This window comes from Xanthomarina sp. GH4-25, from assembly GCF_045363175.1.
Classification (GTDB): Bacteria; Bacteroidota; Bacteroidia; order Flavobacteriales; family Flavobacteriaceae; genus Xanthomarina.
This window is the reverse complement of record NZ_JBJFLO010000001.1, coordinates 98,437-120,871: the sequence shown is the minus strand read 5'-3', so window position 1 is coordinate 120,871 and position 22,435 is coordinate 98,437. Positions and strand designations below refer to the sequence as shown.

Sequence of the window (22,435 nt, the reverse complement as noted above, 5' to 3'; positions counted from 1 at the left end):
TTGAAAGACTTAATATGTATTTTTCAGCTTCGATTTCAAATTCAGGTTCGATTTCATTTTATTTTTACCATTCCATATTTGGATAGGTACGTTGCATGTACTGTAATTCCGTTAATATATAACCCATATGTTCTGTATGAATCCCTAGCTTTCCTCCCTTTTGAAAATATTTAGACTCAGGAATTGTTAAGGTTGACTCTTCAAGAATACTCGTTACAATTTGATGATATTTTTCTTTTAAAGCGGTTACATCTACACCTATTCCTTCTTTAACCATCGCTATATCAGCTTCGGTTTGATGAAATAATTCATCTGTGTATCTCCATAAATCATCAATAGCGTTTTGCATTTTTTGATTGCTTTCCTTGGTACCATCACCTAAACGTTTCATCCAATCTGATGAAAATCGTTGATGATAACTCACCTCTTTCATTGACTTAGTAGCTATTGCTGATAAGGTTAAATCTGTACTTTTTTGTAGTTCCTGTAAATACAACAAATGATACACATCAAACAAAAACTGACGTGTCATTGTGTATGCAAAATCTGTATTTGGCTGCTCTACAAGCAACACATTAACGTACTCGCGTTCTTTACGAAGCATGGCAATATCATCTTCCGTTCTGTTATCTCCAGCTATTTTAGCGGCATATTGATAATAACTACGTACCTGACCGAATAAATCTAATGAAATATTTGTGCAGGCAATATCGGTTTCCAAACTTGGTCCATGACCAGTTAACTCTCCTAATCTTTGTCCAAGAATTAAAGAATTATCTGCGATGCCTAGAATGTAATTATATAAATTTTCGTTTTTCATGTTTAATCTTTGTGTGAAGAAATTCTTCGTTGCACTCTGAATGGCTTTCTTATTATTGATGAGTTCCTGAATAAGCTAAGGATGACAAATCAAAGATGTATCACATATATTTTACTTCGTCAGGTAACTCGTAAAAAGTAGGGTGACGATAGACTTTATCTTGAGCAGGCTCGAACATCTCACCATTGTGCTGAGGGTTTGATGCTGTAATATTTTTAGATTCTACAACCCAAATACTCACACCTTCATTTCTTCTTGTATATACATCACGTGCATTTTCTAAAGCCATGTCTGCATCTGCTGCATGAAGACTTCCAAAATGTCGATGTTCTAATCCGTTTTTACTTCTTACGAAGACTTCCCAAAGTGGCCAGTTTTTTGTTGACATGATATTATTTTATTTATTCATCTTGTTGTCGATACAAAATTGCTTAAAAAACAATTTCACTCGAACTGACAAAAGTTTCTATACTGCTTGTTTTTCTTTTCTTTGTTGTTGTTTTTCGGCATGTGCCATAGCTGCATCACGAACCCATTCTCCTCGTTCCCATGCACCAACTCTGGCATTCATTCGTTCTTTATTACATGGTCCATGACCTTTAACGACTTGCCAAAATTCATCCCAATCGATATCTCCAAAATCGTAACTTCCCTTTTCTTCATTCCATTTTAAATCTGGATCAGGAATGGTTAAACCGATTAAATCTGCTTGTGGCACTGTTTGATCTATAAATTGCTGACGTAAATCGTCGTTAGATTTTCGCTTTAATTTCCATTTCATGGATTGTTCTGTATGAATAGATTCAGCATCTGTAGGACCAAGCATCATTAAACTTGGCCACCACCAACGGTTTAAAGCATCTTGAGCCATTTCTTTTTGCTCTGGAGTTCCGTTTGCTAACTTAATCATGATTTCATAACCTTGACGTTGGTGAAAACTTTCCTCTTTACACACACGAACCATGGCTCTAGCGTAAGGTCCATAGGAGGTGTTACACAAAGGCACTTGATTAATAATAGCTGCTCCATCTACTAACCAACCAATGGCTCCCATATCTGCCCAAGTTACGGTTGGATAGTTAAAAATACTTGAGTACTTCGCCTTACCAGAATGTAATTGTTCATATAGTTCATCACGTGAAATCCCTAAGGTTTCGCATGCAGAATACAGGTATAATCCGTGACCTGCTTCATCTTGAACTTTTGCTAACAGAGCTACTTTTCTTCGTAACGAAGGTGCTCTAGTGATCCAGTTACCTTCTGGAAGCATCCCTACTATTTCAGAATGTGCATGCTGAGACATTTGTCTGATATGCGTCTTACGATACTTTTCAGGCATCCAATCTTTAGCTTCAATTTTTTCGTCACGAGCAATACGTGCTTCAAATTGAGCTTCTAAGTTTTTTATTTGTTCTTCACTCATAATTTTTGAGTTTATTTTATACGTCAAAATCTACTTTAACTACTTTACTCGTTGGTACAGCCTGGCAGCTTAACACATAATTTTGTGCTACTTCTTTTTCTTCGAGTGCATAATTTACTTTCATTTTTACTGACCCCTCAACCACCTGACATTTACAGGTACTACAAACACCACCTTTACACGCAAAAGGCAAATCGGCTCCTGCTGCTAAGGCACCATCTAAGATGTTATCGAAATCGTCGTCCATGATGAAATGAAATTCTTTTCCACCATCGATAATAGTTACTTCTGTTCCATCTGCTTTTTCTTCAAGAACTTCAGCAATGTGTTTATTTTCTTCTTCGGAGCTTCCAGAGAAAAACAATTCGTAATGTATCTTTTCTTTATCTAATCCAGCCGCTTGCAATTCGTCTCGAATTAGAAAAATCATGTCTTGTGGACCGCAAATAAACGCGTGATTTGTATCTGGAATATCGATAAAAGTCTTGGTTAAAACAGCTAATTTTTCTTTATCAAAACGACCATTTAAAAATGGGATATCACGTTGTTCCTTTGTTAAAAAGTAAAAAACCTGAAAACGCTCAAAAAACTCATTTTTAAGTTGTTCTATCTCTTCTTTAAAGATAATGGATTTAACAGTACGATTCAAGTAAAACAACTTAAACGTACTATTTGGCTCTTGATGTAGGTGTGTTTTAATAATGGACAACATAGGTGTTATACCACTACCAGCTGCAAATGCTATATAATTATTAGTAGATTCTGGATTACATTCCACATAAAATTCACCATGTGGAGGCATAACCTGTAACTCGTCTCCTCTTTTTAATTCGTTAAAAGCATAATTAGAAAACACTCCTTGACGAATGGTCTTAACTGCTACTTTCCATTTATTATCAAAAGGGCTGGAACATAACGAGTAGTTACGACGAATATCTTGTCCGTTTATTTCTTTACGAAGGGTAAGATGTTGTCCTTGTTTAAACTTAAACTTCTCTTTTAAGTTCTCTGGAATATCAAAAGATATCACCACTGTATCTTTAGTTTCCTTATATATATCTGCAACTTTTAAGTTATAAAAATCTGCCATATGAAATTTTAAATATGCAACTAACACTTGTTAGTTAGGGTTACAAATTTACAAAATAATTTCTAAACTATTTGTTAATTCCGTTAATGAGAATATCACTTAATTGTTCACTTAGTTTCTTAATATTAATATCCTCTTTACTAGGAATCCAAATATATAAGGAACGTAGCGTAGAAAGCATTGAAAATAATATGACTTCTGTATTTTTATTAGATATTTCTTTATTTAATATTCCTGAACTTAAAACACTTCTAAAATTCTCTTCATAATTAATACGCAATTTTAAATAATAATCTAATTGTTCTTCCAGATGCATCCAATCACTATTAAGTGAAGCCATTCCGAAAGTGTTCTGACTTGTAATAGTAATATGCAACTCAACAATTTGTTTTAATTTTTCAATACAAGAATTATTGGATTCTTTAATTAGCTCCATTTCATTGGTAAACTCTTCAGCTAGAGAAATAATGATTTCTTTAAGAATTTCTTGTTTGGAATTTATGTGGTTATACAAACTAGCTGCTTTCATCCCCATTGCAGCCGCAATATCTCTCATGGTGACAGCGCTGTAGCCTTTTTCTTTAAAAAGTTTGGCTGCTGTTTTTATAATTTCGTCTTTTCGTGTTTCGGGTTTCAATAGAAGATTTTAATAATTTATTGTAAATTTAGGCAAAAAGATAGACTATGGGGTTTTTAGATTTTATTTTTGGTGCAAAAAAAAGACAGGTAAAATTTTTTCTTGAAAATGGCGCTGTAATTCTTGACGTGAGGACGAAACGAGAATGGGATAGTGGACATATTGAGGGCTCAAAACATATTCCTTTAGATGATTTAAGAAACCATGTCGATGAGTTAAAAGCAATGAACACCATTTTTGTGGTTTGTTGTCAAAGTGGTGTGCGCTCTGCAAAAGCTGCAAAATTTTTAAACCTTAACAATATTGAGGCAACTAATGGTGGTGGTTGGGTAAGTTTAAGCAAAAAGCTTTAAACCTCTTACAACTATCTTCTTCAAGGAGAACTTTAATCTTTGAAGGTTTCAATGTTTTGAAACTCATTTGTAGAACCAATAATATTCCCATTATATTGTAGTGTCCATCCTAAAGAGTTCGTAAGGATATAAAATTTAGACAATTCGCTTATTAGCCTATTTTGAGCATTGGATTTGATTTCTGAGGCATTTACCTTTTTCATTAAAGACTTGTTTACCGTTTCTTTAATGGCATTATAATCTTTAGCTTCAAATGGATTTAGATAATCTGCTTGTACATCATAATATTCAAAATCTGGATTGATTTTAATTTCTTCAGTTGGAATGCTTAAGATGGTTAGTGTTTTTGATGCTTCATCTATTTGATATTCAATTTTACTTAAATCGTAAGCGATGGTTACATTAGCATTAACAACCACCAATGCCTTTTTTTCAGCATTTACCAAATCGGCAAAAACGGCTTTAGAATTATTATAGGTAAACACTTCACTAAAATGCCCTTCGGTAACAATAAGTTTGCCTACGTTTTTAATTTGTTCTTGAATTAAAGCAGAGCTTTCCTTAAGCACCATTTTACCTTCCTGCTTATCTTCACAGTATTTGAAAGTAAAAAGAACAACCAATGTAATAATAACACCAAATAGAATTTTTCGCATATTTAAAAATAGACAAAAAATAATTAATTACTTGAAACGGGTTTGTTTTAAATAAGATTATTCTTCTTGGCCTTTTGAAGGGCTTCAATTTTATTATGCACCTGCAGTTTATTATAAATGTTCTCGATATGTTTTCTAACAGTTCCTGTAGAAAGTATTAAATTGGACGCTATAGCATTGTAGCTTAAACCTTTACTCAAATGCTCTAAAACCTCAATTTCTCTTGTTGTTAATTTAATATCTTCTTGCTCTTGTTGGTTTTCAATATTTAACGGGTTTCGAAGCAATTTTAAGGTTTTTAAAGCTATGGAAGGATTCATAGCTGCTCCACCATTTAATGTTTCAATTATACCGTTATGAAGATCTTCAGCATTAATTTCTTTTAGCAAATACCCATCTGCTCCAGCTTTAATAGATTTAAAAATATTCTCATCGTTATCGAAAACGGTAAGCATGATAATTTTAATGTGTGGATATTTTTGCTTGACAATTTCTGTGGTTTCAATGCCATTTAAAACGGGCATCTCAATATCCATAAGGATTAAATCTATATTATGATTGTCTTCAAGTTTTATTAATAAGTCTGATCCATTTGTTGCCGAAAATTTAAAATTTAAATCCTCAAAAAACGAGAGTTTTTCTTTTACTGCATTAATTAGAAAGGAATTATCGTCTACTATGCCAATTTTAATATTCATGTTATTTAATTTTTTCTAAAATAACCATTTAAGTCATTTGACGTCATACGAAGAATTACGTATTCTTAGTTTTAAAAACTCTTATGATTGTTCCTTTATTAATTACGGATGTCACCTCAAATTCTGCATCTAATTCATGAGCGCGTTTTTTCATATTATTGAGCCCGTTTCCTAATGCAATCTGATTGATGTCGAAACCGATGCCATTATCTGTAATCGTCATTTCATACATCCTATTTTTAAAAGAAAAATCAACATCAATTTGAGAAGCCTTGGCATATTTTAGGGCATTATTGATGGCTTCTTGAATAATTCGATACATATTCATGCCTTGAACAGAGGTAAACATTTTATTGTTTTTCAGTTCCTGGTCCACATTAAAATTAAAAGTGACAGCTTCAGACGATTTGTTTGCTTTTTCAATAAAATTGGAAATCCTAGATTGCAGGTCTTCAAACGAAATTTCACTTTTATTCATAGCCCAAATAGTATCTCTTAACTCATAGATGGTTGAAGTGGTAAACTCGCTAATATATTTTAATTTATCGTTTAAATTGTCTGGTAATTTGAAGCCGTATTTTAAATTATCTAAAGATGAAATGATAAATGTTAATTGTGCACCAATATTATCGTGTAAATCTCTACTAATTCGCAATCGTTGGTCTTGTAGCTTGTTTTGAGTTTCAATGACAACTAAAGCCTCTTTCAATTCGCTCTCTTTTTTAAGTTGTTTGTGTTTTAACTTTTGTTGATTAAATAATAAATAACCCAATAAACTAATTACTATAGCCAGAATAACCAACCCAATAAGTTGTGTGTTTTTGATATTAAGCGACAGTTCTTTTTCGGCTAAGTCTGCACGTTGCGAAAGAATTTCTTTTTCTTTTTTTTCTGTTTGATATTTTACTTCATAATTAGAAATTTTATCCTGTAAGTTTTTTGAGGACAGCTGTTCTTCAATTTCTTTTTCAAGTTTTAAATAACGGTAGGCCTCTTTATAATTTTGCTCTTTGGCAAAAAGCGCATTTAAACTACTGTATAACTGAGCTTTATCTTTAGGAGCTCCTGTTTTTTCAATAATTTCTTTTGCTTTTTCTAGCCTGCGTTTGGCGACATCAAAATGATTTTGTTCAATAGCAATAACGCCTAACTTTAGGTTTGAAACACCCATAATTGGTTGGTTATTTAATGCACTTGCTATGCTATCCATTTTAATGTAAATCTCTTTTGCTTCATCATATTTTTTTTCATTTAAAGCAATTTGGCCAAGACCCTCAAAACCATAAAGTTTCCCATTGCCATACTCGTTTTCTTCAGAAATAGAAAGTGTATTCAAAAAATTGGTTTTTGCTTCTTTTACTAATAAAGAATCCTTCTTGTTTTCTCCTAGCTTGAGTTGCATGTTCGCCATATTATAATAAGCATTAGCAATATCTATTTGTGTGGCTGATGCTTTTTTTACTTGAAATGCTTTTTTATAAAAACCTAGGGCTTCTTCAAATTGATTCATATTTTCATAAATCAAACCTATATTATTTAAAATTTTACCAATATGGTCTTTATCTCCTTCACTTTCTGCTAATTTTAAAACATCGTAATAAATTTCAATAGCTTCTTCATTTTTTCCTAATTGCGTATAAGCTAAAGCCGTATTATTACTATATCTAATAACTTCTTCGTTATCGTTTTCGGCTTTTGCAATTACTAATGCACTCTGAAAACTTTCAGCTGCTTTGTCAATGTTTCCTTCATAATAATGAAGAATCCCTTTGTCTCCATAAAAAGACGTTTTTAGTTTATAATTTGTTGCTTGATCTAGTAGTTTTTCTGATTTATCAAAATAATAATGTGACGAATCAAATTTCCCTTTAATAATATATGACGTGGCCAAACTACTGTAAGATTCCGTTTTCTTGGCTGTTAAATTATTTTTTTCGGAAAGCGTGACGGCTTTCTTAAAGTAAGTCATTGCAGAATCAACATTAGACCTATTATATATTTTTCCTAGTCCTATTGATGCATCAATTTTAGTTTCAATTTTGATGGCTGTTCTATATACTTGTTTTAGGCTGTCAATGGATTTCTCAAAATCCTGAGCATTAACGAACCCAATATTTAAAAAGAGAAAACAGAAAAAAATATTTTTTTTTATCATATTATCGAAGTGTTACATCTTATTTTAAAGCTATATGCTTTGAAGGTTTTATTAAATACATATCATTAATAATAAAACGCTTCTAATATACTCTTTTTTGTTAAAAGTAATTCTTTAGTAATTTCAAATAGTTTATTAAGTAACAATCCATTATAATTATCTAAATACATATTTTTTTGAACACATAGTTCCTGTTTCTGTTTTTCAATAACTAATTGTTTTTGTAACCTTAAATGGTTTTCCTGAAAAACTTTGACATTCCATTTAGTAACAATAAAGGTTCTAAAACTAAATAATAATAATAGGCCTATAAGCGAGTATAAAACAACTGAAAAAACAAGGTTAAAGTCCATAACTAAATGCTTTATTAAGATTATAAAAGCATGCTATAAGTTCAAATTAAGACATAAAAAAAACACCAAACTCAATCCCTCAAAAGATAGATATTGCTTGATGTTTATTTATAAAATTGATTAATAGCATGATGAAAATACAATTTAATGGCAGATACTAAATAATTTTTCGATAAAACGAGCTTTTAAAAAGATTAAGCGCAATAACCTACCTGTATTACGCTTAATCAGGTTTAATCTCAACAACAAAGGCCCTGAGTTGTCAAGATATTCAATATTTACTGCTTTTTAAGGTTAAAAGCACCTTCTGTGATACTTTTAGTAGAATCGTCGTTACTGTTTTTACCTGTAAAATGAAAGGTTCCCTTTACATGTGTATCTGTTTCCTCAGAAATTTTTATTTCACCAACTATACCAGAATCTTGATATGGTGCAGACCAAGTTTGTGAATTTGTAGGATTACTAACATTGGGCTCCATGTAAGAAGCTGAAATAAAGACATTACTGTCGCTTAGTTCGTAAGTTCCAACACCATCATATCCATTAATAATCATATTAATTGCCTGAGATTGCGTGTTGCCTTGCAAGATTAAAGTTGTTTGACCTCCACCTGTAGTAGAACTTGCAAAAGAAGTCATTTCTAAAGATGTAAAAGAATCTCCATTAATTTGGGCAGTAATGGTTCCAGAAGCAGCACCTTGATCTCCTCCTCCATCTCCTCCATCGTCATCTTTAGAGCAAGAAGAAAATGTTATTAAAGAAACACACATTAATAATAGTGTGACATGTTTTAAAGTTTTCATTTTGAAATATTTTAGGGGTTTATAATAATCCAAAATTGCGATATAATAGAAAGATAATCAATACGATGAATTACGTATATTTAAAAAACCGAAAAGTGATGCAAGAAAAAAGAAGAGACTCTTTAAAAAGAAATATGTGAAAAATGTGATTGTAGTTTTACTTTTCTATCTGAAAGTTTTTGCAGAAACAGTTTATGTGCTTCAGAATTTGGATGGAATGGCTTATGCTGAAACCCTTTTTGTATAGCATCTACCTCTTCCATAGTTTTTGATGCTTCGTTAGACATCCAAACCTCTTGAAACCTTTCCCAAATATAACTAATGGCTGTCTGACTAGGATGTATCATGTCTTCTGCATAAAAACGATAATCGCGAAGTTCATCCATCATAATTTCATAAGAAGGAAAATAATAAAGTCCTTTCGACATTGTTCGAGATGAAAATAACGAATGAATAGCAGAAATTAAATGCGCTTTACTTCTGGTATTTTCTACAAATCCATCTTTTAAATGCCTTACAGGTGAAACTGTAACAATAACAGTTGCTGTATCATTAACACTTTTAATTAGGGCAATAATAGACTGTAAAGATTCTGAAATTGCCTCTATAGAAAGCAGTTCTTTTAAAAACTTCTTTTGAGGTACTTTATGGCAGTTTGCAACAATTGTGTCTGTTTCAATTTGTCTGTAAACCCAAGCAGTTCCTAAAGTAATTATTATGTGAGAAGCAGCTTTTATATGTTTATTTGTTGCTTTAATTTGCTCGTTCAAATGGTGTAATAAATCCTCTTTAGAAAAGGAACTAAACTTTGAATGTGTTTCAAAACTATACCATTGTTCATTAAAATAAAAAACATCTTCCTCTGTATAAACTTTTTTGTTAATTGCATTGGTAATAAGGTTTTCTATAGCTAATGGTTGAAATAAAATACCAAAAGGATTTTGAAGATTTTGAAATTTGAAATACTCTAATTTCACTCCCATATTCTCAACAAAACAGGACCCAAATAGTAACAACTTAGAATGATAATCTATTAGATTATAGGGTTGTTTTTTTAGTGGTATGGTAGTTTGTAGTTTCAACTTTCTATTTTAGATATTCTTCGACAGCCTTTAATGCTTCTTCTATACCTTCAGGTTTTTTACCTCCGGCAGTTGCAAAGAAAGGTTGTCCTCCACCTCCACCTTGAATGTGTTTTCCTAACTCTCGAACTATCTGTCCGGCATTAATTCCTTTTTCTGAAACTAATTCTTTAGAAATATAACAAGACAATAAAGCTTTACCATCGTTTTCTGCACCAAATAATAAGAATAGATTATCAAATTGACTTCCTAACTCGAAGCATAAATCTTTAATACCTCCTGCATCTAAATCTATTTTTTTTGCTAAAAATTGAATACCATTTATTTCGGTTAATTCGTTTTTAAGATCCCCTTTTAAATTCTTTGTTTTATCTTTTAACAAAGCTTCCACTTGCTTTTTAAGATTACTATTTTCTTCCTGTAAATTCTGAAGAGCTTTAACTGGCTCGTTATTGTTTAATAAAACTTTCATATCATTAAACGTTCTATTTACATCAACAAAATAGTCCTTTAATGCATCGTTTGTAATAGCTTCAATACGTCTTATTCCTGCTGCAACAGCTCCTTCAGAAACAATTTTAAAGTACCAAATATCACCTGTATTTTTCACATGGGTTCCCCCACACAATTCGATAGATTGTCCAAAACGAATGGTACGTACTGTATCTCCATATTTTTCACCAAATAAAGCCATAGCACCTTCTTCAACAGCTTTTTCCATAGGAATATTACGCTGCTCTTTAAGTTCTAGTTTTCCTGCAATTCTAGCATTTACAAAACTTTCAACATCTCGTAATTCTTCCATTGATAATTTTGAAAAATGTGAAAAATCGAAACGTAAGTATTTTGAATGCACTGCGCTTCCTTTCTGCTCTACATGATTTCCTAAAACCTCACGCAATGCTTGATGTAATAAATGGGTTGCTGTATGGTTACATTCGGTTCTATAACGTTGCTTAGCATCTACAGTAGCTTTATGCGTTTCGTTTAAATGGTCTGGCAAGTTTTTTGTAAAATGAATCACCACATTATTTTCTCTCTTGGTATCTAAAATATATACCACATCGCCATTTACATCTTCTAAGTAGCCTTTATCACCTACTTGCCCTCCTCCTTCAGCATAAAATGGCGTTAAGTTAAAAACTAGCTGGTACATATCGCCATCTTTTTTGGAAGTTACTTTTCTGTAACGCGTAATCTTGACATTTGTTTCTAAAGTATCGTAACCAATAAATTCTTGTTCGGCATCCTCAATTAAAATGGTCCAATCTTCCGTAGACATTTCGCTAGCTGCTCTAGAACGGTTTTTTTGCTTTTCTAAATGTTCTTTAAAACCTTGCTCATCTAGTTTTAAACCTTGTTCCGAAAGAATTAAAGCAGTTAAATCTATTGGAAACCCAAAGGTATCATACAATTCAAAGGCTTTTTCACCAGAAACCGTATCGCCTATTGTATTTTTAACAATCCCATCTAAAAGCACCAAACCTTGATCTAAAGTTCTTAAAAAGGATGCTTCTTCTTCTTTAATGACGTTTTCAATGAGTTGTTTTTGAGATTTCAACTCTGGAAATGCATCTCCCATTTTCTTACATAACACATCTACTAAGCGATAAATAAATGGGTCTTTTTGGTCTAAAAACGTAAAACTATAACGAATAGCACGACGTAAAATTCTTCGAATAACATATCCAGCTCCAGTATTACTAGGTAATTGGCCATCGGCAATTGAGAAAGCCACAGCACGCACATGATCTGAAATAACACGAATAGCAACATCAACTTTATCATTTTTGCCATAATTCTTATCCGTAATGGTTTCTATTTCACGAATAATTGGTGTGAAAACATCTGTATCATAATTACTCTGAACTCCTTGTAAAACCATACACAAACGTTCAAAACCCATTCCTGTATCTATATGTTTATTAGGTAAAGCAATCAAAGAGCCGTTGGCTTTACGGTTGTATTGCATGAAAACAAGATTCCAGATTTCAACCACATGAGGATGATCCATATTCACTAAAGACTTTCCATCGACCATTGCTCTTTCTTCAGCTGATCGAATATCTACATGTATTTCACTACAAGGTCCACAAGGGCCTTGATCTCCCATTTCCCAAAAGTTATCTTTTTTATTTCCCATGAGAATTCTGTCTTCAGAAACATACTGTTTCCAAATATCATACGCTTCTTGATCCATAGGAATATTGTCGGCTTCATCTCCTTCAAAAACACTGATATAAAGGATATCCTTATCAATACCATAAACTTCGGTAAGTAATTCCCAAGCCCATGCAATCGCTTCTTGTTTGAAGTAATCTCCAAAACTCCAGTTTCCTAACATTTCGAAAAGTGTATGGTGGTAGGTATCATAACCGACTTCTTCTAAATCGTTATGTTTTCCAGAGACACGTAAACATTTCTGACTATCGGCTATTCGGTTATTTTTTGGTTGGGCATTCCCTAAAAAATATTCTTTAAAGGGTGCCATTCCAGAATTTACAAACATTAACGTAGGATCGTCTTTTAAAACCATAGGAGCCGATGGAACAATACTATGTTCCTTATCCTTAAAAAATTGTAAAAATTTTGAGCGTATATCTTGAGATTTCATAAATGAAAATGGGTTCTAAGCTTTTGTTAAAATTCTATAAAGTGGCAAACTATTTTTTAAATTTACTCTCCAAAAATATTTAAAATTAAGGAAAAACTGACCCTTGTATAAAAATAACAACTTTTAATATTATAATTTTTATTTTGTAGGTTTGTTAGTTAGCCAAACTGAATTAATAATAATTCTATTTTATTAGCTGCAAAAATAGTAAATTTAGCCAATGAGTAAGGTAAAATATTATTACGATTCTGAAACGCTTTCTTATAGAAAGATTGAACGTAAAAAAAGAAGAACTGTCAAATACATTTCAATCTTTTTACTGGCTTCTGCATTATTTGCATTCTTATTTGTGTTTATTGCCAGTCAGTATATAGAATCTCCACGAGAAAAAGGGTTAAAACACGAATTACAAAACGCCCAATTACAACTAGAGCTACTAAACAAAAAAATGGATGAAACAGAAACTGTTTTAGCTAGTATTGCTGAACGAGATAATAATATTTACCGTTTGTATTTTGAAGCTAACCCCATACCTGACGAGCAAAGAAAAGCTGGGTTTGGAGGTATTAACAGATATAAAAACTTAGAAGGATTTGATAATTCTAAATTAATTATAGAAAGCCATAAGCGTATTGATCAATTACAAAAACAGATAGTGGTACAATCTAAATCACTTGATGAAATCACTAAATTAGCGGAAGAAAAAGAAGCTTTATTAACTGCAATTCCAGCTATTCAGCCTGTAAAAAACGAAGATTTAACAAGAATGGCTTCCGGTTATGGTATGCGAACTGACCCTTTTACAAAAGTAAGAAAAATGCATTGGGGAATGGATTTTACAGCACCACGAGGAACGCCTATTTATGCAACTGGAGATGGCACAGTAATAAGAGCAGATAATGGATCGGCTGGCTATGGAAATCATGTTCGTATTGATCATGGATATGGTTATGTGAGTCTGTATGGACATCTTTATAAGTATAATGTTAAAAAAAACCAGAAAGTTAAACGTGGTGACATTATTGGGTTTGTAGGAAGTACAGGAAGATCTGAAGCACCACATTTACATTATGAAATTTTTAAAGACGAACAACGTATCAATCCTCTTAATTTCTATTATGGTAGTTTATCTGCTGAAGAATTTAATAAATTGTTAGAACATGCTTCGTTAGAAAACCAATCTTTAGACTAATGCATATAGAATTGCCCGAAAAACGATATTACGGTATTGGCGAGGTAGCCAAAGCTTTCAATGTGAATACTTCTTTAATTCGATTTTGGGAAAAAGAATTCGATGTCTTAAAACCAAAGAAAAATGCCAAAGGCAATAGAAAATTCACACCCGAAGACATTAAAAACCTTAAGTTTATTTATCATCTAGTCAAAGAACGTGGTTTTACATTAGATGGCGCCAAAACGCATTTAAAGGAAGAGAAAAAGAAATCGCTTAATAATTTTGAAATTATAAGCAAATTAGAAGATATTAAAACACAACTTACTAAAATTAAAGAGCAGTTGTAACATTTTTATAATTTTTGCAACTAATAAATAAACACTAACACTTAAAAACAATAACTCATGAAAAATTGGATAATTCCAGTAATTATCATTGCCGTAATTGGTTTTGGTCTTTACAGTTGGGCTGTAGGATTCAATAATACAGCTGTAGAATATCGAGCTGATGCTAAAACAGCTTGGGCAGACGTTGAAAGTTCTTATCAACGTAGAAACGATCTCATTGGCAATTTAGTTAAAACGGTTCAAGGAGCTGCAGATTTTGAAAGAACAACTTTAAGAGAAGTTATAGAAGCACGTGCTAAAGCAACTTCCACAACTATTGATGCTGCTAATTTAACCCCTGAAAACATGGCGCAATTCCAACAGGCACAATCAGGTTTAAGTGGCGCATTGTCTAAATTACTGGTTTCTGTTGAACGCTATCCAGAATTAAAAGCGAACCAGAATTTTCTCGAACTTCAATCTCAATTAGAAGGTACTGAAAACCGTATAAATGTTGCTAGAGATCGTTATAACGAAAAAGTAAATATTTACGATAAACACACTACAAAATTCCCAGGCAAATTACTGGCTGGATTGTTTGGTTTTGAAGAAATGCCACGTTACAAAGCCGATCCAGGGAGCGAAAATGCACCTGATGTCGATTTTGATTTTAATTAAAAACTATGTCTAAAATAGAAGATTTTTTAACACCTCAAGAAGAACAGGAGATTGTAAACGCTATACGCGTTGCAGAACAAAATACATCTGGAGAAATTAGAGTGCATCTTGAAAAATCTTCTAAAACAGATGTTTTTAATCGTGCCATGGAAGTATTCCATTATTTAAAAATGGACAATACCAAAGAACAAAACGGGGTATTAATTTATGTGGCAGTCGAAGATAAAACCTTTGTTATTTTTGGTGACAAAGGCATTAACGACATTGTTGGAAAAGACTTCTGGAATGACACAAAAGATGTTATTCAAGCACAATTTAAATCTGGAAAATTCAAACAAGGCCTTGTAGATGGTATTTTAAAAGCAGGACAAGCCCTAGAAATACATTTTCCTTGGCAACATAACGATATCAACGAATTACCAAACGACATATCTAAAGGCTAATGAAATTTTTGAAACAAGCTTCATACATTTTTACTTTGTTATTTTGTGTCACATTGGTACAAAATAGTTATGCTCAATATGATATTCCTGAAATACCTAAAGAACAAACCAGTATATATGATTATGCATCATTATTATCTCCTTCAGATAAAAGTCATTTAGAAGAAAAGCTCATACGCTATTCAGATACAACTTCAACACAAATTGTAGTCGTAATTATATCTTCCACAAATGGTGAAAATATAAATTACTTAGGTGCTCAATGGGGACAAAAATGGGGAATTGGTCAAGAAAACGAAGATAATGGTGTATTGATTATCCTGGCAAAAAACGACAGGAGAATTGCTATAAATACGGGCTATGGCGTTGAACACTTATTAACTGATGCTATGTCTAAACGCATCATTGAACGTGACATTATCCCTTTCTTTAAGCAAAATGATTATCCTAGTGGTTTAAATCGTGGCGTTGATGCCATTTTCGAAGTCTTAACAGGCGAATACCAAGGTTCCAGAGAGTCTTCAAATAATGCTGGACTTCCTATTGGTTTTATGTTTCTTCTATTTATTGTTTTTATCATCATTTTAATATCCATTTCTAAAAACAGACGAGGTGGAAAAGGAGGTCCTGGCAACAACTCTGGTGGAGGCTTTAGCATACTTGATGCCATTATTTTAAGCAATATGGGACGAGGTAGCTATGGAGGTTCTTCAGGTGGCTTTGGAAGCTCATCAGGAGGAGGGTTTTCTGGTGGAGGCTTCGGTGGCGGCTTTGGTGGTGGTGGCTTTGGTGGCGGTGGTGCTTCTGGCGGCTGGTAAAATAACATTATAATAAAATAAAAAAGGTTCTACATGTTGTAGAACCTTTTTATTTATAAATTATAATTTCAAATTATTTTTTACGCATATAAACACTTACTGGAACACCATTAAAATCGAATTGCTCACGCAATTTATTTTCTAAAAAGCGCTTGTAAGGTTCTCTAACATATTGAGGTAAATTACAAAAAAATGCAAATTGAGGTTGTGGTGTTGGCAATTGCATGATGTACTTAATTTTTACAAATTTCCCTTTGTATGCTGGAGGAGGATTGTGTTCTATTATTGGCAATAAAACCTCATTCAGTTTACTTGTTTTAATCTTTTTCGTTCTGTTTTTATAAACTTCTACAGCCGTTTCAATTGCTTTATATATACGCTGCTTATTAAGAACCGAAATAAACACAATAGGCACATCTGTAAAAGGTTCCATCTCACTTCTTATACGTCGTTCATATTCTTTAATTGAATTATTCCCTTTATCTTCAACAAGGTCCCATTTATTTACAAGAATCACAATGCCTTTTCTATTACGTTGGGCTAGCCAAAAAATATTTTGAACTTGTCCGTCGAAACCACGAGTGGCATCCATAACGACCAAACAAACATCGCAATGCTCAATGGCACGCACACTCCGCATGACAGAATAAAACTCTAGATCGTCTTTTACTTTCGCTTTACGTCTTATTCCAGCTGTATCTACTAAATTAAATTCGAATCCAAATCGATTATATCTAGTATCTATAGAATCTCTAGTAGTACCAGCTATATCAGTAACAATATATCTATCTTCTCCAATAAGTGCATTTATAAACGAAGATTTTCCGGCATTTGGTCTTCCAACTACTGCAAATCTTGGTAATTCGTCTTCTTCTACATGTTCTTTTTCTGGTAAAGCTTCTACAAGTGCATCTAACAGATCTCCTGTTCCACTTCCATTAATACTTGCAATAGTAAAATAATCGCCTAAACCTAAAGAATAAAATTCTACAGCATCTTCGGCACGTTTCCCATTATCAACTTTATTGACTACTAAAAAAACAGGCTTTTTAACTTTTCTAAGTAAAGTAGCAACATCTTCGTCCATACCTGTAACGCCAGATTCTACATCTACCATAAAAATAATGGCGTCTGCTTCATCAATCGCTAATTCAACTTGTTTATCGATTTCAGCTTCAAAAATATCGTCACTTCCTTTAACATATCCACCTGTATCAATAAGTGAAAACTCTCTTCCATTCCAATCGCTCTTCCCGTAATGTCTGTCTCTAGTAACACCACTTGTTGCGTCAACAATCGCTTCTCTTCGTTGTATTAAACGATTAAAAAAAGTCGATTTCCCAACATTTGGTCTTCCTACTATAGCAACTATGTTACTCATTTTAAATAAATTTTGGTGCAAATATAATGATATGCTTATGATTTCGTTGTATTTTGTATCACTCAAAAAAAATATTTGTTAAAATGAAAAACAACTTTGCTGCAATAATTTTTTCTTTAGCTATTGTCATTTCAGCATTCTTGCTCGGAAATGCTTTTATGAATAGAAACCAAGACGATGGAACCATATCTGTTACTGGTTTAGGAAAAGCCGACTTTACCTCAGATTTAATTGTTTGGGAAGGCTCGTTTTCCAAAGAAAGTTTTAATCTACAAGAAGCCTATAGCGATCTTGAAAAAGATAAGAAAATAATTTCAGAATACCTTCATTCTAAAGGAATTACCAATAAAGAATTGGTTTTTAATGCAGTTAATAGCAGAAAAAATACGCGTGGAAAATACAACAACGAAGGACAATATATTGGTGAAGAATTTTTAGGATATATTTTAACACAGTCGCTTCAAATAGATTCTAACGATGTTGAAAAAGTAGAATCGCTTTCTAGAGAAATTACAGAACTATTAAACAAAGGCATTCAGTTTTATTCGCAATCGCCAAGATATTACTATACAAAATTGGCTGATTTAAAAATTGAAATGATTTCTAAAGCCACTTCAGATGCACGAATTAGAGCAGAAATGATTGCTGAAAATTCTGGTGGGAATTTAGGCGAATTAATTTCTGCCAAAATGGGTATCTTTCAAATTACGGGTCAAAACTCCGACGAAGATTATTCCTGGGGAGGAACGTTTAATACAGAGTCTAAAGAAAAAACGGCTTCTATTACGATGAAACTTGATTATAAAGTGAAATAACTTATTTATGCTCAACTCCTCAAAAATCAATGATGTTGTATTACGACCACGTTTTAAATTTGAAAAAGATAAAAATAATCAAGATTTATTAAGTCGGTTTGATAGAGCAAAAAAGGAACAAACCAATTTTATAGTCTCCCGAATAGACAATCATGTGTTTATTAAATTCCCAAAAAGCAAACAGCAATTTTGGTCTCCACAACTACATTTAGAAATCGATGAAATAAACGAGAATTCAAGCCTAATCCATGGTTTATTTGGACCAAACCCTACAGTTTGGACCATGTTTATGTTTTTTCATTTTTTAGTTGGTTGCTTATTTTTAGGATTTGGCGCTTGGGCATATTCTAACTGGTCTTTAGATACTTCTTATGCTGTACAAATAAGCTTGATGCTTTTTATGGTAATACTTTGGGTTGTTTTATATGTTGTTGGTCAAATGGGAAAGAAAGTTGGTATGGACGACATGCATCTGCTCCATAGTTTTATGAGAGATGTTTTAAGAAGCTAATTTACATCAGGTTGATCTTCGATTCCAATTTCAGTTACGATTTCAATTTTACTGATTATACCCAAAACGTTTTAATTGTCTTTGGTCATTACGCCAATTTTTATTCACTTTCACATACAATTCTAAGTGCACTTGTTTGCCAAAGAATTTTTCTAAATCTTTTCTAGCTTCGATACCTACACGCTTTAGTGCAGATCCTTTATGACCAATAATAATCCCCTTTTGGGTCTCGCGTTCAACCATAATTACAGAACGCATACGAATAATGGTCTCTTCTTCAAAAAATTCTTCCGTATCAATTTCAACAGCATAAGGGATTTCTTTTTTGTAGTGCATTAATATTTTCTCGCGAATGGTTTCGTTTACAAAAAACCGTTCTGGCTTGTCTGTTAATTGGTCTTTTGGATAAAATGGTGGCGAGTCTGGAAGTAATTCAATAATACGATTAAAAACCTCTTTTACTTGAAAACCCTCTAAAGCCGAAATAGCAAAAATCTCTGCATTTGGCACTTTTACAGCCCAACTTTGCACTTGCTCTTCAAGTTGTTCTTGATCTGATTTATCAATCTTATTAAGCAATAACAAAACAGGAATTTTGGAATTTGTAATTCGATTAAAAAAGGCTTCGTCTTTTAGTTCTTTCTCACCTATTTCAACCATGTAGATTAGCACGTCGGCATCATCGAAAGCCGATTTTACAAAATCCATCATGGATTCTTGTAATTCGTATGCTGGTTTAATAATTCCAGGTGTATCAGATAAAATCATTTGAAAATCTTCTCCATTTACAATACCTAAAATACGATGACGAGTGGTTTGTGCTTTTGAGGTAATAATAGACAATTTTTCACCCACAAAAGCATTCATAAGTGTCGATTTCCCTACGTTTGGATTACCAATAATATTTACAAAACCTGCTTTATGCATACTGTTAATTTTCATGCAAAGATAGGTTTAAAAAAATGAATGATGACATTTTTGATTAAAGGAGATGTGTGGTTAAAAGATAAATATTCATCTTAAAATTTTGTCGCCATGAAAACTTCATATGTATTACAATTAGTTTTAGCAATCAGTCTCTTTTCTTGTGGAGATAATAAAGAAACGCTTCAAGTTTCAGAATTTAACTCCCAAAACACCATTGAAAGTTATTCAGAGAATAACGAGAGCAATCAACAAGAAAGAAATAATCAAAACATTAAATATTATGAAGTTATGAGTAAACAGTTTGGAATACCAGTTGGTTCTGTGCCTATTCCAACTACCTGGAAGAAAAGTAATAATACTCAAGAAAATATTCTCTTTGAAGGTTCGAATGGTGTGAAAGTTTATAACGAGCAATTTTCTTCATTTTCTTATCATAATGATCCACAGAGAAATCAAATTATGCAACAGAACGGAAGTGCTGTACAACCTTTAAAAAGTTTAGAGAATGTTATAAACAATGATTTTAAACCATTTTTACTATCAAAAGGCATTCATTTTATTAAACAATATCCACTCCCACAATTAGCACAATTTGACAAACAATTTGACAGCTATCTTTTTAAAGCCACTCCAGAACAAAAACAATATCAGTGTATGGTTACAGAATGGAAAGATCAAAATGGAAACTTATCTGTTGGCGTTATTAGATATTTTATTACCCAATATACAAGTATTGGTGGTTTAGATTGGGGTTACACCATTAATTCTATGGAAGCTCCAGAAGCTGTTTTTGAGGAAGCAAAGTTTGCTTTTATTAACGCATTAATTAACTTTCAAGTTAATCCACAATGGGTTCAAGTAAACAATCAGTATTACGCACAAATGGCACAACAAAACAATGCCAGACACCAACAACGTATGGCAGCAATTAAATCTCAAGGGCAACAAATTTTAGCTAATGGAAGAGCCAGAAGTCAAGCTATGGATGCACAGTATAATAATTGGAGAAACAACCAAGCAGCATCCGACAGAAGTCATGAAAATTATATTGATGGCATTTATGACAGACAAGTAGTTACCAACCAAAATACTGGCCAAGAATACAAAGTAGATGGCTACAACAGTCAAGTTTGGATGAATAATAACAATGAATATATAAGTAATAACAATTCACTTTACAACCCAAATCTTGATAACACAGTAAACAATCAAGAATGGACGCAACTTGAAACCAACGGTTACTAGCATCATATTAAACGGTTTATCGTATTAAAATACATTTTATATGGTTTGATTTGAAAAATCACAACTTTCGCATATATTTAATAACCCTATGCGAAATTTAAAAATAATACATCCCCCAAACAGGGCTATTAATCAACTCATTGAAGCCATAAAAATCAATGACACTCATGTATTAAAGGAACTTTATCAGAATAATTACCGGAAAATTGAAATTCTTGTTTTAAAAAACAGTGGCACTATAGATCATGCAAAGGACATTTATCAGGACGCTTTTTTAGCCGTTTGGCAAAATATAAAGCAAAATAAATTTCAACCACAAAATGAAACTGCTTTAAACGGTTATCTATACACGATTGCTAAAAATAAATGGATGGATTTTTTACGTTCTAAAGAGTATAAAAAAACGGTTGTAACATCTAAGCTTAATAATTTTAGCATCAAAGACACACATTTAGACCTAAAAGATGATGACATATTAAAAGAAAATCGATTACAAAATGTCATGCAAGCATTCAAAGATTTAGGATTGCCTTGCAGATCTTTATTAATGAAGTTTTATTTTGAAAAAAAGTCAATGAACACCATTGCAGAAGAATTACAATTAGATGCTGCATCTACAAGAAACAAAAAATATAGATGCATGCAAAAATTAAGAAAATTAGCCCTGAAAGAACATTAATAGCATGGACCTAGATAAAAACATGACTCAAGAGGAATTAGCACATATTGAACGTTATATTAATAACAATCTGACGTTTGAAGAATTATCTATTTTTGAAGAGAAACTAAAAAACAATCCAGATTTTAAAAATCAGGTAGAAGATATTAAAACCTTGCTTTTTGGCATTGAAAAACAAGCCTTAAAAGAACAATTAGACACGTTTCATAAAGATATTCCAATAGAAGTTATTGAAGACAAAAAACAACCTAAATTTCGCTTTTTAAACTTCAAAAAAACTGCTGTTGCTGCAGCTGTAATTATAGCATTAGGCAGTTTTTGGTATACAAATAGATCGACACCCAAAAGCGTGTTTGCCAAACATTATACTCCAGATCCTGGATTACCAACAACCATGAGCTCATCAGATAACTTTATCTTCTATGATGCAATGGTAAATTACAAAAGAAAAGATTACCTAACAGCTATTTCAAAATGGCAACCTCTACTTCTTACCAAACCTGATAACGACACCTTAAATTATTTTATAGGTTCGGCTTATTTAGCAGATGGCAAAGAAAAAGAAGCCATCCCATATCTAAAAAAAGTAACGTTATTTAAAGAAGAAACGTTTAAAAATGATGCTTTCTATTATTTGGGCTTGGCTTATTTAAAAGTTAACAATGTAGAACTAGCCAAAAAAAACCTTAACTTTAGTACCATTGATAATAGCAAAGACATACTTTCTGAGTTAGAGGATTAAACAGCCTAATAC

General features: G+C 32.4%; 25 protein-coding genes. 11 read left to right on the top strand and 14 right to left on the bottom strand.

All coding sequences use genetic code 11. The features are described from left to right. Positions 1 to 64: 64 nt before the first annotated feature. The 5 genes from paaC to ACI5KZ_RS00535 form a co-directional block, all read right to left on the bottom strand. The gene (gene paaC, locus ACI5KZ_RS00555) at positions 65 to 820 is read right to left on the bottom strand and encodes a 1,2-phenylacetyl-CoA epoxidase subunit PaaC (RefSeq protein WP_406846581.1); all 756 of its coding nucleotides are present in this window, start codon (positions 818 to 820) and stop codon (positions 65 to 67) included. A gap of 100 nt (positions 821 to 920) precedes the next feature. Continuing rightward, a complete protein-coding gene (gene paaB / locus ACI5KZ_RS00550; RefSeq protein ID WP_109307583.1) occupies positions 921 to 1,208 on the bottom strand; it encodes a 1,2-phenylacetyl-CoA epoxidase subunit PaaB in 288 nt (95 codons plus the stop codon). A 78-nt stretch (positions 1,209 to 1,286) separates the two neighbouring features. Beyond that, positions 1,287 to 2,243: a 1,2-phenylacetyl-CoA epoxidase subunit PaaA gene (gene paaA / locus ACI5KZ_RS00545; RefSeq protein ID WP_109307582.1), complete on the bottom strand. Its 957-nt coding sequence runs from the start codon at positions 2,241 to 2,243 to the stop codon at positions 1,287 to 1,289. Positions 2,244 to 2,259: 16 nt separating this feature from the next. Then, positions 2,260 to 3,333, bottom strand: a complete 1,074-nt coding sequence (gene paaE / locus ACI5KZ_RS00540; protein ID WP_109307581.1) for a 1,2-phenylacetyl-CoA epoxidase subunit PaaE — start codon at positions 3,331 to 3,333, stop codon at positions 2,260 to 2,262. 67 nt (positions 3,334 to 3,400) lie between these two features. Continuing rightward, positions 3,401 to 3,970, bottom strand: coding sequence for a TetR/AcrR family transcriptional regulator (locus tag ACI5KZ_RS00535; protein ID WP_109307580.1), 570 nt, complete (start codon positions 3,968 to 3,970; stop codon positions 3,401 to 3,403). Positions 3,971 to 4,017: 47 nt separating this feature from the next. Between ACI5KZ_RS00535 and ACI5KZ_RS00530 the strand changes: the two genes are divergently transcribed. Then, positions 4,018 to 4,323, top strand: a complete 306-nt coding sequence (locus tag ACI5KZ_RS00530) for a rhodanese-like domain-containing protein (protein WP_109307579.1) — start codon at positions 4,018 to 4,020, stop codon at positions 4,321 to 4,323. Between the two features lie 32 nt (positions 4,324 to 4,355). On the opposite strand, the gene ACI5KZ_RS00525 is transcribed toward ACI5KZ_RS00530, so the two are convergent. The 7 genes from ACI5KZ_RS00525 to alaS all read right to left on the bottom strand — a co-directional run bounded on the left by ACI5KZ_RS00525 (position 4,356) and on the right by alaS (position 12,684). Continuing rightward, a complete protein-coding gene (locus tag ACI5KZ_RS00525) occupies positions 4,356 to 4,979 on the bottom strand; it encodes a DUF4230 domain-containing protein (RefSeq protein ID WP_109307578.1) in 624 nt (207 codons plus the stop codon). Between the two features lie 47 nt (positions 4,980 to 5,026). Further along, positions 5,027 to 5,677 (bottom strand): response regulator transcription factor, encoded by a 651-nt coding sequence (locus tag ACI5KZ_RS00520; protein WP_109307577.1) that lies wholly within the window; start codon positions 5,675 to 5,677, stop codon positions 5,027 to 5,029. 55 nt (positions 5,678 to 5,732) lie between these two features. Next, entirely contained in the window at positions 5,733 to 7,832 is a 2,100-nt protein-coding gene (locus ACI5KZ_RS00515; RefSeq protein WP_406846580.1) for a tetratricopeptide repeat protein, read from the bottom strand. 65 nt (positions 7,833 to 7,897) lie between these two features. After that, the gene (locus ACI5KZ_RS00510) at positions 7,898 to 8,185 is read right to left on the bottom strand and encodes a hypothetical protein (protein WP_109307575.1); all 288 of its coding nucleotides are present in this window, start codon (positions 8,183 to 8,185) and stop codon (positions 7,898 to 7,900) included. Between the two features lie 278 nt (positions 8,186 to 8,463). Then, positions 8,464 to 8,988 (bottom strand): DUF6252 family protein, encoded by a 525-nt coding sequence (locus tag ACI5KZ_RS00505; protein ID WP_406846579.1) that lies wholly within the window; start codon positions 8,986 to 8,988, stop codon positions 8,464 to 8,466. 122 nt (positions 8,989 to 9,110) lie between these two features. Next, positions 9,111 to 10,070, bottom strand: coding sequence for a GSCFA domain-containing protein (locus ACI5KZ_RS00500; RefSeq protein WP_406846578.1), 960 nt, complete (start codon positions 10,068 to 10,070; stop codon positions 9,111 to 9,113). A 4-nt stretch (positions 10,071 to 10,074) separates the two neighbouring features. After that, entirely contained in the window at positions 10,075 to 12,684 is a 2,610-nt protein-coding gene (gene alaS, locus ACI5KZ_RS00495; RefSeq protein WP_109307572.1) for an alanine--tRNA ligase, read from the bottom strand. Positions 12,685 to 12,904: 220 nt separating this feature from the next. Between alaS and ACI5KZ_RS00490 the strand changes: the two genes are divergently transcribed. From ACI5KZ_RS00490 to ACI5KZ_RS00470, 5 genes are read left to right on the top strand one after another with little or no spacing between them, the layout of a single operon-like run. Continuing rightward, entirely contained in the window at positions 12,905 to 13,876 is a 972-nt protein-coding gene (locus tag ACI5KZ_RS00490) for a M23 family metallopeptidase (RefSeq protein WP_109307571.1), read from the top strand. Beyond that, entirely contained in the window at positions 13,876 to 14,205 is a 330-nt protein-coding gene (locus ACI5KZ_RS00485) for a MerR family transcriptional regulator (RefSeq protein WP_109307570.1), read from the top strand. Before ACI5KZ_RS00490 ends, ACI5KZ_RS00485 begins: the two co-directional genes overlap by 1 nt. Before the next feature lie 57 nt (positions 14,206 to 14,262). After that, complete coding sequence (locus ACI5KZ_RS00480; protein WP_109307569.1) at positions 14,263 to 14,862, top strand: LemA family protein; 600 nt, start codon at positions 14,263 to 14,265, stop codon at positions 14,860 to 14,862. Between the two features lie 5 nt (positions 14,863 to 14,867). Next, positions 14,868 to 15,305 (top strand): TPM domain-containing protein, encoded by a 438-nt coding sequence (locus ACI5KZ_RS00475; RefSeq protein ID WP_406846577.1) that lies wholly within the window; start codon positions 14,868 to 14,870, stop codon positions 15,303 to 15,305. Continuing rightward, positions 15,305 to 16,123 carry a TPM domain-containing protein gene (locus ACI5KZ_RS00470; RefSeq protein WP_406846576.1) on the top strand — a complete coding sequence of 273 codons (819 nt, stop codon included), beginning with the start codon at positions 15,305 to 15,307 and terminating at the stop codon, positions 16,121 to 16,123. The genes ACI5KZ_RS00475 and ACI5KZ_RS00470 overlap by 1 nt, the downstream gene beginning before the upstream one ends. Positions 16,124 to 16,196: 73 nt before the next feature. On the opposite strand, the gene der is transcribed toward ACI5KZ_RS00470, so the two are convergent. After that, positions 16,197 to 17,504 carry a ribosome biogenesis GTPase Der gene (gene der / locus ACI5KZ_RS00465; protein WP_109307566.1) on the bottom strand — a complete coding sequence of 436 codons (1,308 nt, stop codon included), beginning with the start codon at positions 17,502 to 17,504 and terminating at the stop codon, positions 16,197 to 16,199. 83 nt (positions 17,505 to 17,587) lie between these two features. On the opposite strand from der, the gene ACI5KZ_RS00460 reads away from it, so the two are divergent. Both ACI5KZ_RS00460 and ACI5KZ_RS00455 read left to right on the top strand, forming a co-directional pair. Further along, positions 17,588 to 18,319, top strand: a complete 732-nt coding sequence (locus tag ACI5KZ_RS00460; RefSeq protein ID WP_406846575.1) for an SIMPL domain-containing protein — start codon at positions 17,588 to 17,590, stop codon at positions 18,317 to 18,319. A 7-nt stretch (positions 18,320 to 18,326) separates the two neighbouring features. Beyond that, on the top strand, positions 18,327 to 18,830 hold the full coding sequence (locus ACI5KZ_RS00455; protein WP_109307564.1) for a GTP-binding protein: 504 nt from the start codon (positions 18,327 to 18,329) through the stop codon (positions 18,828 to 18,830). A gap of 48 nt (positions 18,831 to 18,878) precedes the next feature. Here the strand turns inward: ACI5KZ_RS00455 and era are convergent, their stop codons facing one another. Then, a complete protein-coding gene (gene era, locus ACI5KZ_RS00450; protein WP_109307563.1) occupies positions 18,879 to 19,757 on the bottom strand; it encodes a GTPase Era in 879 nt (292 codons plus the stop codon). A gap of 108 nt (positions 19,758 to 19,865) precedes the next feature. Between era and ACI5KZ_RS00445 the strand changes: the two genes are divergently transcribed. From ACI5KZ_RS00445 to ACI5KZ_RS00435, 3 genes are all read left to right on the top strand, one after another. Beyond that, positions 19,866 to 21,002, top strand: coding sequence for a hypothetical protein (locus ACI5KZ_RS00445; protein ID WP_109307562.1), 1,137 nt, complete (start codon positions 19,866 to 19,868; stop codon positions 21,000 to 21,002). Between the two features lie 88 nt (positions 21,003 to 21,090). After that, complete coding sequence (locus ACI5KZ_RS00440; protein ID WP_406846574.1) at positions 21,091 to 21,681, top strand: RNA polymerase sigma factor; 591 nt, start codon at positions 21,091 to 21,093, stop codon at positions 21,679 to 21,681. 4 nt (positions 21,682 to 21,685) lie between these two features. Continuing rightward, entirely contained in the window at positions 21,686 to 22,423 is a 738-nt protein-coding gene (locus tag ACI5KZ_RS00435) for a tetratricopeptide repeat protein (protein ID WP_406846573.1), read from the top strand. Positions 22,424 to 22,435 lie beyond the last annotated feature (12 nt).